Origin of the sequence: Thalassotalea hakodatensis (assembly GCF_030295995.1) — a bacterium.
GTDB classification, from domain to species: Bacteria; Pseudomonadota; Gammaproteobacteria; order Enterobacterales; family Alteromonadaceae; genus Thalassotalea_C; species Thalassotalea_C hakodatensis.
Window position 1 is genome coordinate 238,643 of the sequence record NZ_AP027365.1, and the last position, 15,025, is coordinate 253,667.

At 38.7% G+C, this 15,025-nt stretch carries 11 protein-coding genes and 1 pseudogene; 7 read left to right on the forward strand and 5 right to left on the reverse strand.

Going from position 1 to position 15,025, the window contains the following annotated elements:
• Positions 1-10: 10 nt before the first annotated feature.
• The 5 genes and pseudogenes from QUE72_RS01010 to QUE72_RS01030 form a co-directional block, all read right to left on the reverse strand.
• Positions 11-1,000, reverse strand: a complete 990-nt coding sequence (locus tag QUE72_RS01010; protein ID WP_286270977.1) for an acyltransferase family protein — start codon at positions 998-1,000, stop codon at positions 11-13.
• Between the two features lie 333 nt (positions 1,001-1,333).
• Positions 1,334-1,612: pseudogene (locus tag QUE72_RS19035) on the reverse strand (IS91 family transposase); the annotation flags it as partial.
• A gap of 419 nt (positions 1,613-2,031) precedes the next feature.
• On the reverse strand, positions 2,032-4,995 hold the full coding sequence (locus QUE72_RS01020; protein ID WP_286270978.1) for an InlB B-repeat-containing protein: 2,964 nt from the start codon (positions 4,993-4,995) through the stop codon (positions 2,032-2,034).
• Between the two features lie 35 nt (positions 4,996-5,030).
• Positions 5,031-6,230 carry a hypothetical protein gene (locus QUE72_RS01025; RefSeq protein ID WP_286270980.1) on the reverse strand — a complete coding sequence of 400 codons (1,200 nt, stop codon included), beginning with the start codon at positions 6,228-6,230 and terminating at the stop codon, positions 5,031-5,033.
• Between the two features lie 2 nt (positions 6,231-6,232).
• The gene (locus tag QUE72_RS01030; protein WP_286270982.1) at positions 6,233-7,801 is read right to left on the reverse strand and encodes an MBOAT family O-acyltransferase; all 1,569 of its coding nucleotides are present in this window, start codon (positions 7,799-7,801) and stop codon (positions 6,233-6,235) included.
• Positions 7,802-7,965: 164 nt separating this feature from the next.
• On the opposite strand from QUE72_RS01030, the gene QUE72_RS01035 reads away from it, so the two are divergent.
• The 7 genes from QUE72_RS01035 (at position 7,966) to tviB (ending at position 15,008) form a co-directional block, all read left to right on the forward strand.
• Positions 7,966-9,366: a mannose-1-phosphate guanylyltransferase/mannose-6-phosphate isomerase gene (locus tag QUE72_RS01035; protein ID WP_456126517.1), complete on the forward strand. Its 1,401-nt coding sequence runs from the start codon at positions 7,966-7,968 to the stop codon at positions 9,364-9,366.
• 13 nt (positions 9,367-9,379) lie between these two features.
• On the forward strand, positions 9,380-10,753 hold the full coding sequence (locus QUE72_RS01040) for a phosphohexomutase domain-containing protein (protein WP_286270986.1): 1,374 nt from the start codon (positions 9,380-9,382) through the stop codon (positions 10,751-10,753).
• 8 nt (positions 10,754-10,761) lie between these two features.
• The gene (locus QUE72_RS01045) at positions 10,762-11,796 is read left to right on the forward strand and encodes a GNAT family N-acetyltransferase (protein WP_286270987.1); all 1,035 of its coding nucleotides are present in this window, start codon (positions 10,762-10,764) and stop codon (positions 11,794-11,796) included.
• Positions 11,783-12,034, forward strand: a complete 252-nt coding sequence (locus tag QUE72_RS01050; protein WP_074497682.1) for a phosphopantetheine-binding protein — start codon at positions 11,783-11,785, stop codon at positions 12,032-12,034. The genes QUE72_RS01045 and QUE72_RS01050 overlap by 14 nt, the downstream gene beginning before the upstream one ends.
• Entirely contained in the window at positions 12,034-12,795 is a 762-nt protein-coding gene (locus QUE72_RS01055; protein WP_074497685.1) for an alpha/beta hydrolase family protein, read from the forward strand. Before QUE72_RS01050 ends, QUE72_RS01055 begins: the two co-directional genes overlap by 1 nt.
• The gene (locus QUE72_RS01060; RefSeq protein WP_286270991.1) at positions 12,785-13,603 is read left to right on the forward strand and encodes a hydrolase 1, exosortase A system-associated; all 819 of its coding nucleotides are present in this window, start codon (positions 12,785-12,787) and stop codon (positions 13,601-13,603) included. Before QUE72_RS01055 ends, QUE72_RS01060 begins: the two co-directional genes overlap by 11 nt.
• Positions 13,604-13,730: 127 nt before the next feature.
• A complete protein-coding gene (gene tviB, locus QUE72_RS01065) occupies positions 13,731-15,008 on the forward strand; it encodes a Vi polysaccharide biosynthesis UDP-N-acetylglucosamine C-6 dehydrogenase TviB (protein ID WP_286270993.1) in 1,278 nt (425 codons plus the stop codon).
• Positions 15,009-15,025 lie beyond the last annotated feature (17 nt).

The following is a 15,025-nucleotide window of genomic DNA, read 5'->3' on the forward strand; positions in this document are numbered from 1 at the left end:
TTGCCTAAGTCTAGCTACCGACCAATAACTTGCTGTACTTACCGGAAACCTTTTTAACCAATGTTATTATGTATGAACAAGTTAGTAGTGTTGTTATTGCTACTATAAAATATAAAACTAAATTTCCTGTTGCTGGTTCACCATTTACTTTTAGGTATAATAATTTTCCTGAAGTTAATAAATATGAGTGAATAAAAAAGACACCAAAACTTGTATCAGCAATTACACTCACAAATTTTGAGTTTAAATACGAATTAAATTTTATAAATAATCCCAAGAAGAAGATAGACATACTCAATTTTTGTAGATAATTGATATAAGTCATAGTGCCTTCCAAAAACAAAAATTCACATATAGAAAAAAATATAATAAGTGAAAACGAAAATACTATAAGTATATTGCGACTAATTATTGGATTTATAACATCTTTAAACTGACTGCAATACATTCCGAGCAAGTATGCAGAGAAAAAGTGAATAAAGCTTTGAGGAGGAAAGCCTCTGCCAATAAAGCAAGACAAAACGATGAATATAGGTAAACCCAAATAGATTAACTTATTTTTATCTGCTTTTATTAAGAGAGGAGCTATTACATAAAAAATAGCGATCATAGGTATAAACCATAGTGGGGCAAGGTGTGCTCCTGTTAGATAGAATAAACCTATTTGTTCTAATATTGAATTGTCATAAAATCCATACCAAACGGAACCACGCTTCAATATCGTTACAAAGATCACTATAGCTGGAATAGAAATAATAAAATAAGGAGCGATTACATTTTTTAGTTTAGATTTGAAGTACTTCTTTGAGTCAAATTTACTTGATAAATGCTGGAAAAGGTAACCAGCAATAAATACAAAAAGAACACTACCATTGGAAAGAAATATCCTTAGTAATCTTTCGGTATCAATATCATTCCATACAAATACATCTATAGTGTGGCCGGTAATTATGAAAAGTATAGCTAAAGCTCTAAAATAATGAATGTACCCTAGAAACAATTTATTCTCCTTGGTATTGCAACAAATCTATTTAGGTAGCTAACAATTTAGTTTTTATGCGACACGTAGTTTGTGTTACTTTATCGCTTGTTGGTCTGAGGCGCTACCCGCTCGGTGTGTCAGAGGTTTTATGCTATGGACTTTTGCTTTTTAGAAGTTATAACTCTCATAGCTAATTTAAACGAGCTTAGTTTTGATTATTTAAGCTTTCCCAGCACCACTCAGCGCTTATTATGTATTTATTACACCTAAATTTAGCCAAATAAGCAATCATCTTTTTCACTCGTACAGTGGCTATCAGTCTGGGTAGTTAAGCAAGATAACTCTTTGATTTTATTCAGCCCTTGAAGCTGCTAACTCGTTCGCTCTGTTATTAGCTGCCACTGGCTTCAAGTTGAACACCCCAATAAACCGCAAGATACCTACTTTACAGTGCTGACAGAGCCAGTGTGGCGACTGTGGTGTATTCTCTGCCTTTGGCTTGTAACCTTTGCGAACCTGTGACTTTATCAGCGCTAATTTTCGTTTGCGACAGGCATTAGGTAAAAAAACATAGTGACGAATACACATAAACCCTTTTGGCAGTAGATGCTGTAAATAACGCAGTAAAAATTATCATTGGTAAGCGTCCGGCCAATAGCGCATTTCACTAATTATAAAATGACTTCGATTTATTTGATTGGAGTAATTCTTGGCTAGTAAAACCTTTGATGATTGGAACCTCTTTGTTGAAACTCATGTAGCCAGCGGCTTGTCCGTGCCGCAATTTCGCAACCAGCATAATCTAAACCCTAAGTATTTTTATCTCTATAAATCAAAGGTCATTTTATAGCGTAGACAAAGCCCCTCAAAAAGCCAAAGCAAGTTGGAAGAAAAATCTTAACGATGAACAGGTTGAGTTTCTTTTAGATGTGATTAAAGGCATTAGAGCACAAGCGTTGATGCAGCAATAATTGTCCTAAGCTATCTTTAGTTCACATTTTGTCAGTATCTCAATTAGTCATACTGACAAGATATTCAGAACCTTAATATCAGTCTTCTATTCTGGGTAAAATTGCCCACTTCGGGTTGTTATCATAAATCGTTTTATGCAACACATTTAGCATCATATATTGCCAAGGAGCCGGTATTTCTCGGTCATAAGCATACGCAGCAGCAGCCATTCCTATACTGTAGTAACCATGCTCAGTGTCACGGCCCATAATCAAGCGATTATTAATTAACTCAAGGTAACCATCTTGATAAGTATTTGCTATAGCAAGGACACTATTAAACCATTGATTATCTTGGTTTAATGTTGGCGTAATGTAAGCGGAAAACATATAGTTTGGCAAAGCAGGGTTTTGTAATATTTGACTTAGATAGCGGCTAGAGTATTGCACTAAGTTATCAGTGTTATAACCTAATTCTTGGGCACGACCTAAGCTAATGGTTACAAAGTTTTGCATCCATGGTGCTATCGCTTGGTTAACAACTTGAGTATCAACATAATCATCGCGTACATAGGCTTGACTAGAAACCCCTTCATTCCAAAAGCCAAGAGGCGAAGGTTGCTCTGAATTTACAAATATACTATCAGCAATAAAGTTTCTCGCATGGTTATAAATGGCAGATTTACTCGGATACGCGTTTGGTAGGTCAAATAACCCTTGAAAAGCGGTAAATGCATTTTCATTTAAGGTATTAAAGTAACTTTTTTCAGGCCAATCGTCAGGCAATATGTCATAGGTATGAACACGTGTTCTTATTGCCCATGCTTGGCCTCTGACTTCGCCGGAATACAGTAGACCTTCTGAGCCAGTTTGGCCTCTACCAAGACGTGAATTAAATCCTTTAGCATTATTATTCCCTGTGACATAGGCAGCAGAGAACAACATTTGATCAAGATAAAATCTGTCACCGGTTAGTAAAAATTGCAACGAAGAGATATCGGGGTGATGTGCATTATCCGGTCGCCAATTGCTTCGGGTAAGTTCTGCAACAGGGACTATTTTGTCAGCATCATTTATTTCATGCCAATCAGGCCTTTCTGTCCAATGTGTTGGCCGTGCCCCTGGGGCAATTGAAACAATTTTACCTAGTGCATCTATACTCTGATTTAAATCAAACTTAAGGCCATCTTTGCCTTCCCTTAAATGCATAGGCCATGCACTGGCTAGATCAGCTTGGGTCAAAGCTATCTCGGTTAATCGCCAGTCACCTGAAAACAGCCATTTTACAGCCCAAGAAGGATATAAACCGATATCAGGCCTACCACCACCAACGGCCATAACTGGTTGCCATAGTCCGCTGTCGTATAAATCTTTATTTTTAGTTTGCCATATATTCCAATAGGCCTGAATGGTAGCATCAGAAATTTCACGAGAGACATCAAAATATGGTACGGAATTTGTTTGCACTAAATAACGAATATTGTGGTTGAGATTAAAAGTTGCTGTATCGAAAGTTGAAAATTGCTTTGTCCACATTGAGCGAGCTTGATGAGGTACATCAGATTTTTCATACACTTTTTGTTTGTCTTTCCCGATGAGTAATTGCAAGTCGTAGATTTGATCTTGTAAGCTGATGGTATTGGTATTTTCACTCACGTATCTAACGGTATATTGATTTAACTCCTTCCAAAAAGTAACGTGAAAAATAGGGCGGATTGAACGATGGCTATCAGCACCTAAGTCATAAACACGTTCGCTAGAATGATCTGCCAAGATCAATGTCGTAGCAACAGGGCCATCTATCCATTTAGTGTAGTGATCGTTCTGTAACATTTCTCTTGCAGATATAGCCGTTACTTGTTCACCTGAAAATGTGTATTCTTGAACGGCATCAAACTGAAAATCATTACTTAACATTTCAGTTTTAGTTAATGCATTACCCGTTGGTGGTGTGCCATTTTCAATAGAAGCGACAAATTCACCATTTGCTGGTAGTTGATCGAGAACAAAGTTAATAATGGCATGTTTAACAGAACCATCGTCATGACGTTGTTTAATTGTTGCTTGTGACACGATATTTTGACCAGTGATTTGTATTACAGGGTAATTGGCAATTTCACCTTTAATAAAAGGACGTGCAATTTGTATCGGTATATTTGTCCTTTCTTCACCAAGAGGTTCTTTGATTGTGAATGTATTGGTTGCAGGTGGAAGAGGTTCCTCTTCAAAAAATGCTGAAATGGTCAGTACGTCAGAAATATTTATTGTACATGTTGCTGCTGAAGCAGGACAATTTTCCCAAGCTAAAAAGTCAAAGCCACTGTTGCCTGTACTTTCAAAGGTTAATTGTGTGTTTTTTTCGACAGAGTATTGGCAGTAATTGGTACAGGTTTCATCTAACTGTTCAATATACACACTACCATTACCACTCACATTAAGCCTTACATCAACTTCATTCTGACTTAATGTTTCAAAGTCAGCACGAACAATGGTGTAACCATTTACAGTGACATTGCAGGTTAGTTCAGTGGTAGTACAGCCCTCACTCCAGCCGGAAAATTCTGCCCCTTCATCGGGTTGTGCAATCACAGTGACGACAGTGTCAGGCGCAAGATCATATTCGCACTCAATATCACATGTTTCAGCAAGCTGAGGAATCGATACGCTGCCGTTACCCAATGCTAATACGAGAAGTTGAGTCGCTTCCTTTGGTGCAAATTCTGCTTTAACGTTTTTATTACTGTTTAGGGTAAGTTTACATTCTTGCTGCTGACAACCTTGCCAACCATTAAATTGGAAGTCATCTGTATTAGGTGTGGCAATCAACGTAACGGTTGAGTGTGCTTTAGCGTTAATCGTACAATCTTGGGAGCAGCTTTGGTTTAATTCAACGATGTCAACTTTGCCTTCGCCATCGCCAACAAACTGAATATTAATCGAGTAGTCGTCAATTGGCGTAATAATGGCTTTTGAATCGCTGTCACCCCCTCCTCCACAAGCAGCGAGTGTACAGGTGATGAAAATCGAGAGTATTCGAGACAATTGTTGCCGAATAAAAAACATAAAAAATATATCCTAAAATTGCTGAAAAATGTACGTCACTGTATAACTATTAATTGTAGTTGCTCACGCAGTTGATGCCAATGATGAACCGAGTTTTTTAAAGCCTGTATTTCTGTATTCAAATTAGGCGCTAGTGCTTGATTATCAAGGCGCTGACCAAAATCAGATGAGCTACCTGAAAAGATACTACTTATCAGTATATTACCGAGCTCCACATTATAATGAGCAGGTTCCCAATACCATTGCATTGCTTGATGTGGCTGCATTAGTTTTTCGGGTTCTAACGTATATTGATTAAAACCACTAAAATCCCACAACGTTATGTATTGAGATTGATGATCTCGTACCACATTTGCAAGAGTTGCTTTCCATTGTAAATAGAGTTCAAAGTAACCTTGTTGATCAATAGCATGTAAGTAGCTGTAATGGTAAGGGTTAATGAATAGGTGTAGGGTGATTTTTTTACTCTGCACCACGTTTATTAATTCAAGTAACTTTTCAAATTTAGGGCTTATAGGCGTGCCCTCGTTACTGGTTAACTGCCATGGCTTTTGGCTTAACTTTTCTTTTACAAACCCCAGCTTTTGTTTAAAAAGAGGCTTTTTCCCTTCAGATTTAACAATATTAATATACGATTGGGCACTGTTGAGACCGAAAGGTCCAATACTGTCCACAACAGAATTTTGCTGGCTCATGGTAAAAAGCGATGAGATGAGCGCATCGACTGAATAGACTAATGCTAAACGTTCTGTATAACGTTTTTTGGCGTGTTTAAAACCTTCGGCTGAAAATATACGGTGTCCGTAACTCGTTTTGGTGGCATTGGTTTCATTGCCCGTGGGGGTAACCAGAAAATCAAAAAAATCTAAACCAAATACAATGGTTTCAAGGTTGGGACTCGTATTAATTGCGTGATAGATGTGATCAATTTGTGAATGCAGCGTAGCGCCAGCTAACCCTAGGTTATAGACTTTTTTACCTTCAAAAGCAGGGTGGTAGGGCGACAGTCCCATTTCAACTCGGGAATTACCCATCAATAATACATCAGGCTTAACGTGTTCAACGCGATAAGGTTTACTGATGCGCACTCGGTTGCTTGCTTCTGGTTTCACTTTATTGATATTTGAAATCGTTGGTGACCAATACATACCAAAGGGATCAATAAACCAATTAATACCGCCAACCCCAATGAGCAAAAGAATGGTAATGAAGCTGAATTTCTTTAAATAAGTCATAGTTAAAATTGAAAGTATAGAAATTCACTTACCTGGTTGAGCGTCAATAACCCTAAAACAAACGCTAACGCAGAAAGAAAAGCAAATTTTGTTGAATACGAAAATTGAAGCTGCTGTGCTATTTTTTTGGCGGGCCAAATAGCATTAGTAGTATCAAACTGTAGCGTGCTTAAAGTCGCTTTATGTTTGGCAAACATATCTTGTATATTAGGCAGTACTAATACCACAAGCGTTAATGTGATTATCCAAAGCCAAGTTTTAACAAAAACTGCACCGCCGCCGAGCGTAGGAGTAATAGCTAAAGAATCTAATACTTGATGAAGCGGAGATAATTTAACATAAATCGCGTTTGGCATGGATATGCCGTTTAACCCAGCCATACCAGATAACATGTTTAGTGCACCATCTAATGTAACGGCTCTAAAAAATACCCAACCGATGATCACGGCAATAATCGTGATAAACCAAGCCAAGTAGCGGTATAACATACTGTTTACAAAAGAAACCCCACTAGACTTTATCATGTGTTGCCAGCTGTGGTTAATAATTAAGTATGAACCGTGTAAACCGCCCCAAATGACAAAATTCCAACCTGCGCCATGCCATAAGCCACCGAGTAACATGGTAATTAATAAATTGGTATAGCGAGAAACTTGGCCTTTTCGGTTACCGCCTAAGGCAATATACACATAATCGCGTAAAAATTTAGATAAGGTCATATGCCATCGCCGCCAAAACTCTGAAATATTAGCCGCTTTATAGGGGGAATAAAAGTTCAACGGCAACACAATTCCAAAAATTCGTGCCAAGCCAACAGCCATATCTGAATAACCAGAAAAATCAAAATATAATTGAAAAGTATAGGCTAGTGCACCTCCCCAAGCAGTAAAAAAATCGATACTTTCACCAGCATCCGCCATTGAGAATATTGGGGTAGCATAAATGGCAATGCCATCAGCAATCACCGTTTTTTTGAATAAGCCAATGGCAAAAATAGACAAGCCAATGGCGACATCGTTCGCGTTTAACTGAAAGGCTTTATTTCGTTCAAATTGCGGCAACATATCTTTGTGGTGAACGATGGGGCCAGCAATAAGTTGCGGAAAAAATGACACAAATAACGCATAGTGTAAAAAGCTGTATTCTTTGGTGATACCTTTGTATGAATCAACTAAATAGGCAATTTGTTGGAAGGTGAAAAATGAAATTGCTAGTGGCAGAATAATATTGCCAATGGAGTAATCAACATCAAATACACTATTAACATTATTGAGTATAAATCCAGCGTACTTAAAATACGCGATAGCGGACAAATTTACCGCGATACCGAAAATGAGTAACCCTTTATGTTTTGAGCGACCACCCAACATCCCGCCTAATAGGTAATTAAACCCCATTGAGGCAAGTAACAATAAAAGATAAATCGGATTCCACCAACCGTAAAAAAATAAAGAGCACGCCACCAGCACCGCAATTGCAGGCTCATTGCCGTAACGCTTTGCTATTTGTAAAAACAACAAAATGGTTAATGGTAAAAAAAAGAAAAGAAATTCAACCGAATTAAATAACACCTAACTTCCTTGCGTTTCGTATTATGTTTCGTGATTGCAATTTAACTATCTGCCTATGATTGATAATACATTTAGTAAATGTACTTTCGAAGCATTAATAAATCACTTATGATGACATTATAATTAAATTCATCGTTTATGGAAGACAAATGGATCAACCTGTCATAACTCCTGTGGTGTTGTGTGGTGGAAGTGGTACTCGACTTTGGCCATTATCACGTACCTATACCCCGAAACAATTTTTACCGTTAACCTCTTCTTACTCAATGTTGCAAGAAACAGTTCTTCGATTACCTAAAACGATTAACCAAGGTATTTTTATTTGTAATGAAGAACATCGCTTTATGCTTGCTGAGCAATTAAGGAAAATTGATGCCAATAACAGCACAATTTTGCTTGAGCCCGAAGGTCGAAACACTGCACCTGCAGTCGCTTTAGCTGCTTTGCAGGCAATCAAAGATAATCCGCATGCGATGTTATTAGTGCTAGCAGCAGATCATGTAATCTCTGATCATGGCGCATTTCATCAAGCGATTGAACATGCAACAGCAGCAGCGTTGCAAGATAAATTAACCACCTTTGGTATTGTGCCGGATAAACCTGAAACAGGGTATGGCTACATTCAACATGGCAACGATGGCGAACAATTTCATTCAGTAAAACAGTTTGTTGAAAAGCCAGCGCTTGATGTCGCTAAACAATACGTCGCTTCTGGTGATTACTTGTGGAATAGCGGTATGTTTTTGTTCAAAGCGTCATGCTTCATTGATGAATTAGAGAAATACTGTCCAGAAATATTAGTTGCATGTCAGCAAGCTTTCAGTGGTGCTGAACAAGATTTAGATTTTATTCGACCAGAAAAGTCTGCCTTTTTATCTTGTGTGAGTGAATCAATTGATTATGCGGTTATGGAAAAAACGTCAAATGCCGCGGTTGTGCCTCTAAATGCTGGCTGGAGCGATGTGGGTTCATACGGGGCGTTAGCTGATGTACTTGATAAAAGTGACGAGAAATCGAATGTATTTGTTGGTGATGTATTAACGCATGAAACCTCGGAGTGTTATATCAACAGCCAACATAAATTGGTTGCTACTGTTGGAGTCGAAAATCTGGTTATTGTAGATACGCCAGATGCGGTATTAGTGGCTAATAAAGATAAAGCACAAGATGTTAAAGCCATTGTTGAACAATTAAAGCAACAAAGCAGAAGCGAAGTGTCATTTCAGCGAGAAGTGTACCGTCCTTGGGGTAAATATGACTCTATCGACATGGGCGAGCGCTTCCAAGTAAAACGCATTACCGTGAAACCAGGGGCAAAACTTTCAGTACAAATGCATCATCACCGCGCTGAACATTGGATTGTTGTCTCAGGTACTGCGAAAGTGACGATTGGTGAAACCACATCGCTTTTGAGTGAAAATATGTCTACTTATATTCCGATTGGTGAAGTTCACGCACTAGAAAACCCTGGAAAGCTCCCCTTAGAAATGATTGAAGTACAATCAGGTAGTTACCTTGGTGAAGATGATATTGTACGCTTTGAAGATAGATACGGACGTAGTTAATAGTAGATAAATCATGATGACAAAAGAAAATTTAACCTGTTTTAAAGCTTATGATATTCGTGGCAAGTTAGGCGAAGAGCTTAATGCTGATATTGCTTATCGTATTGGCCGAGCGTTTGCTCAACACACCAAAGCGAAAACTGTTGTGGTTGGTGGTGATGTTCGATTAACCAGTGAAGAATTAAAGTTAGCGCTGGCGAATGGCTTGATGGATGGTGGCACTGACGTTATTGATCTAGGTCTTAGCGGTACTGAACACATTTATTTCGCCACCAGCCATTTAAAATGTGATGGCGGTATTGTAGTGACAGCGAGTCATAACCCTATTGATTACAACGGTATGAAATTAGTCAGAGAGCATTCTAAGCCAATTTCTGGTGATACTGGGTTATTTGATATTAAAGCGCTAGCAGAAAGTGGTGAGTTTGTTACTCCTGTTTTAAAAGGAACGATAACGCCTCATTATATCTCTGACGCTTATACTGAACACTTGTTAAGTTATATTGAACTTGAGAATATCAAACCGTTAAAAATTGTCGTGAATGCTGGTAATGGGACAGCTGGCCCCGCGTTAGACTGCATAGAACAAGCATTTAACACACGCAATATTCCAATTGAGTTTATCAAGGTTCATCATCAGCCTGACGGTACCTTTCCCAATGGAATACCTAATCCTTTACTGCATGAAAACCAACCAGTTACGTCAAATGCTGTAAAAACTCATCAAGCAGATATGGGCATTGCATGGGATGGTGACTTTGATCGCTGTTTTCTGTTCGATGAAAACGGTAGCTTTATTGAAGGTTATTATATTGTTGGGTTACTCGCCGAAAACTTTTTAGCTAAGCAGCCAGGCGGGAAAATTATTCATGATCCGCGTTTAACGTGGAATACCATCGATATTGTTGAACAAAGTGGTGGTCAAGCAATACAGAGTAAAACCGGCCATGCTTTTATCAAAGAGCGTATGCGCGAGGAAGATGCAATATACGGTGGTGAAATGAGTGCACATCATTACTTTCGAGATTTCGCCTATTGTGACAGCGGTATGATCCCTTGGCTTTTAGTGGCGGAGTTACTGTGTATTAAAAAACAACCACTCTCTGCTTTAGTGCAAGATCGCATTGCTAAATATCCTTCCCCAGGCGAAATTAATAGCACCATTGCTGAACCGAAAAAGGCCATTGCTCGCGTGCTTGAGTATTACCAAGCACAAGCAGTTGAGATTGAGTACGTAGACGGTATAAGTGTGTCATTTGATAACTGGCGCTTTAATCTACGTTCAAGCAATACTGAGCCAGTCGTCAGATTAAATGTAGAAACCAAGGGAGATCTTGCGTTGATGCAAATAAAAACTGATGAAGTACTTCAATTATTACGACAATAGTAATGAACATGGAATATCGTATTCTATCGCTGAGTGACTTAAGCGAAGAATATTGGCAACAGCGCTTATCACCGCAACTGTTTGAACATTCGCTTGTTTGGTTGCAAGCTACCGAGCAATATGTAACGAAAAAGCGCTGTAAGTTACATACCTTATGGTGTGATGAACAACTGGTTGCGGCACTACCACTTTATCAAGAGCAAGGCTTTTTAGGCGCAAAGGTGTTTAAAAATTTAATGAGCTTTTATTCAACAGAAATCAGCTTATTAACTCACAGTGACTTTCCAGAAAGTGGGCAATTACTATATGACCACATTATTGAAGCTAATCGTTGGCATTTTTTTGAACTTGGCCCCATCGTTAACAATCGTCTTAAACTTCATTATTTCAATACGGTGGTTGCACAGCAAACGAATTGGTTTATTCGCGATGTTGATTCTGAAGAAGCCTATTTTTCAGCAAGGCCAAGTCGATTAAAAAACACGCTTAAACGTAAAAATAAGCAACTAACTAAACATAATTATCGTTTTCAAATTGCACAAGATCCAACAAGCGTTAAGCAAATGTTTACTGACTATCAAGCAATTTATCAACAAAGCTGGAAAGGGCAAGAATTTAGTGATGATTTTATTCTTGCTACCTGCCTAAGCGCACAGGCACAACAAAAGCTATGCTTTGCAACCTTATACATTGATGACACTCCAGCAGCGTCTCAAATATGGTTTACGCAACAAGATCAGGTTTCTATTTTTAAATTAGCCTACGACCCGCAATTTTCATCATTGTCAGTAGGGAGTTTATTATCTGAATATATGACAAAACATGTGTTAAGGCATTGTGGTATGCGTCACATAGAATTTGGTATGGGTGATGAGCGCTATAAACAAGATTGGATGAGTGAAAAGCAGTACCGTTATCGTTATTTGGTGTTTAATACCAAGTCGATTATTGGCATACTGGCGTGGTTAAGATATAGCGTATTGGTTAACATAAAAAGAACATTAACAGGATGGTTAGGAAAAAACTCGGATGACTCAACGTGACATTAAACAACAACTCATAGAAATTTTATCTGGCTTAATGCCGAGTTATAACCAACAGTATTGGCAAAGCAATCCTGAACTTATTGGCGTGGTGCCTGAGTTTGACTCCATGACTATCGTAAACCTTATTGGTGAATTAGAAGATCAATTTGATTTAACCTTAGATGACGACGATGTAACGGCTGAAAATTTTGAATCTGTCGATACTATTGTTGCGCTTGTCAGTAGCGAACGTTAATGCTTCAATCTGGCGCACATTTTTATTCAACACACTCAACTGAATTATATCGCTTTGTTCGTTTACCTGCGTTATTTGACCGTTTAGTGATGTTTTGTCCGCCATTGTTTGAAGACGCGAATAACACTCGTCACGTCTATAGTAAATTTGCCCAGCAATTAGCAACTGAGCGAATCGCGTCAGTTATTTTTGATTATTCCGGCACAGGAGATAGTCAAGGAGAGTTGGCAGAGGCTTCCATTGCTACGTGGCGTTCTGAACTTACTCAACAAATTTCCAGTATTAAACAACAGTATCCTAACGTGAATGTTACCTTACTCGCCTGTTGTTCTGCTGCGCTGGTGCTAAATGAAACACTGTTTGAATGTGCTCACGAAATTATACTGTGGCACCCAGAGCTTAATGGTAAAAAATACCTTAACCAATTAAAGCGTATGGCTAAATTGCAACCTTATGATGACCAATACATTGGTGAAGCATCGCTATCACTTATTGCCGGGTATGAATTATCAGCGTTGTTATTGAACGAATTAGCTGCGATCAATATAAGTTTACCAATAAATACAAATATTTTCTGGGGCGAGTTTTCCATGCAAGTGCCCGTATCAGCAGCACGTAGCCGCTTATATCAATCAGTAGAGCAAAATCGCAATTTTTCGCTTGAAGTGTTTCAACAAGCAAAGTTTTGGCAGGCCTCTGAATTGACTCTACCTCTTGATTTACTCAAACAAACAATGCAATGGCTTGACGATGAAAAATAGTCAAGAAACTCCTGTTAATTTTAAATGTGGTGAAGCCCAACTACAGGGTATTTTACATCAGGTAGAACATGCTAAACAGGGCGTGATCATGGTTGTTGGGGGCCCACAAACGCGGGTTGGCAGCCATCGAATGTTTGTTCAAATTGCGCGACATTTGACTCGCCAAGGTTTAAGGGTCTTACGATTTGATTATCGTGGTGCTGGTGATAGCGAAGGTGAAATACAATCTTTTGAACATACTGTTGCTGATATTTCAGCGGCAGTAACCTTTTTTAAGACCCAATACCCCAAAACAAACATCGCCCTGTGGGGTTTGTGTGATGCAGCATCTGCTATCGCTTTATTTTTAAAAACAGAGCAAGTAACTTCGATTAATCATGTGGTGTTACTAAACCCATGGGTAAAACAGCCAGCGACTGAAGCCCAAGCGTATTTAACACATTATTATTGGCATCGACTGCGTGATATCAGTTTTTGGAAAAAGCTTATGACGGGTAAGTTAAATATTTTTCGAAGTGCACAAGGTATCGCACAGCAAAAAGCATTGGCCAATCAACAGCAGGAAGACTCATTTGTTGATGGCATGTTAGCGGGGTTACAACAGTATACTGGTCAATCTCATCTCATTTTGGCAGAGCAAGACTTAACGGCACAAGAGTTTTGCCAGCTAAGGCAGCATAACGCTCAGTGGAAAACGCTAACTTTCAGTAGTGAAATCACTATTGCGGGTGCTAATCACACCTTTGCGTCGCCCCGTTGGAAACAACAAGTGGCAGAACAAACCTTTAATGCGATTATATCTAGTTAATTTTAATCATTATCGCTACAATGGTGAAGGTGTTAATATTTTGTAGCAACTTATTAACGTAAGTAAACAGCGGTTTTGTTTCGGATAGATAAAACAAAAAAGAATCACATTTTGCTTGGTAAAGAATATGGAATCAGTTTTTCAGCCTAAAATTGCAATTATTGGCTTAGGATATGTCGGTTTACCCTTAGCGGTCGAATTTGGTAAAAAGTTTCAAACTATTGGTTTTGATATCAATGGTCCTCGTGTTCAAGAACTCAATCAAGGTATTGACCGTACACTCGAAGTAAATCGAGAAGAGCTAAATGAAGCAACGCAACTTACTTGCTCATCTAACACTCAAGATATTATTGGTTGCGATTATTATATCGTTACCGTCCCAACGCCGATTGATCAACACAAGCAACCTGATTTAACGCCGCTGATTAAAGCGTCAGAAATGCTTGGTGGTGTTATCGCAAAAAATGCGACAGTGATATATGAATCAACGGTTTATCCAGGGGCCACAGAAGAAGATTGCGTGCCTATTTTAGCGCAAGTATCTGGCTTAACGTACAATCAAGACTTTTTCGTAGGTTACTCTCCAGAGCGTATAAATCCGGGTGATAAAACACACCGTTTACCCTCAATTTTAAAAGTTACTTCAGGCTCTACGCCTGAAGTTGCTGAAAAAGTCGATGCCTTATATCGCAGTATTATTACTGCCGGTACTTACAAAGCATCATCTATTCGTGTTGCTGAGGCAGCGAAAGTCATTGAAAACACCCAGCGTGATGTCAATATCGCACTTATTAATGAGCTATCGATTATTTTTAATCGCTTAGGTATTGATACGTTAGAAGTGCTTGAAGCGGCGGGTACAAAATGGAACTTTTTGCCATTTCGTCCTGGTTTGGTTGGTGGCCACTGTATTGGCGTTGATCCATACTACCTTACCCATAAGGCGCAAGCGGTAGGGTATCACCCTGAAATGATACTTGCTGGCCGACGCCTTAACGATGGCATGGGGCAATATGTGGTTTCGCAATTAGTTAAAGGTATGTTGCAAAAGCGTATTCAGGTTGATCAATCAAATGTGCTCGTTATGGGGTTAACTTTTAAAGAAAACTGTCCTGATTTACGTAATACAAAGATAATCGATATTATTCATGAGCTAAAAGAATACAATATTAACGTTGATGTTGTAGATCCGCTATGTGAAAGTGAAGAAGCACAAAAAGAATACGGTATTTCGCTCACTAAAACGCCTGAAAAAGGTAAATACGACGGTGTTATTCTTGCGGTCGCACACAGCGAATTTAAAGACATGGATATTAATGAAATTAAAGCACTTGGCCGAGAAAACCATGTGTTGTATGACTTAAAATGTGTGTTGGATAAATCACACGTAGATATGCGTCTGTAAACGTACAAAGGATTAAA

What these genes read in the sequence shown, in the direction of transcription:
- QUE72_RS01045 (WP_286270987.1), top strand. Translation starts at nt 10,762, where the DNA reads ATGGAATATCGTATTCTATCGCTGAGTGACTTAAGCGAAGAATATTGG.
- QUE72_RS01050 (WP_074497682.1), top strand. Translation starts at nt 11,783, where the DNA reads ATGACTCAACGTGACATTAAACAACAACTCATAGAAATTTTATCTGGC.
- tviB (WP_286270993.1), top strand. Translation starts at nt 13,731, where the DNA reads ATGGAATCAGTTTTTCAGCCTAAAATTGCAATTATTGGCTTAGGATAT.
- QUE72_RS01060 (WP_286270991.1), top strand. Translation starts at nt 12,785, where the DNA reads ATGAAAAATAGTCAAGAAACTCCTGTTAATTTTAAATGTGGTGAAGCC.
- QUE72_RS01020 (WP_286270978.1), bottom strand. Translation starts at nt 4,995, where the DNA reads ATGTTTTTTATTCGGCAACAATTGTCTCGAATACTCTCGATTTTCATC.
- QUE72_RS01025 (WP_286270980.1), bottom strand. Translation starts at nt 6,230, where the DNA reads ATGACTTATTTAAAGAAATTCAGCTTCATTACCATTCTTTTGCTCATT.
- QUE72_RS01055 (WP_074497685.1), top strand. Translation starts at nt 12,034, where the DNA reads ATGCTTCAATCTGGCGCACATTTTTATTCAACACACTCAACTGAATTA.
- QUE72_RS01040 (WP_286270986.1), top strand. Translation starts at nt 9,380, where the DNA reads ATGATGACAAAAGAAAATTTAACCTGTTTTAAAGCTTATGATATTCGT.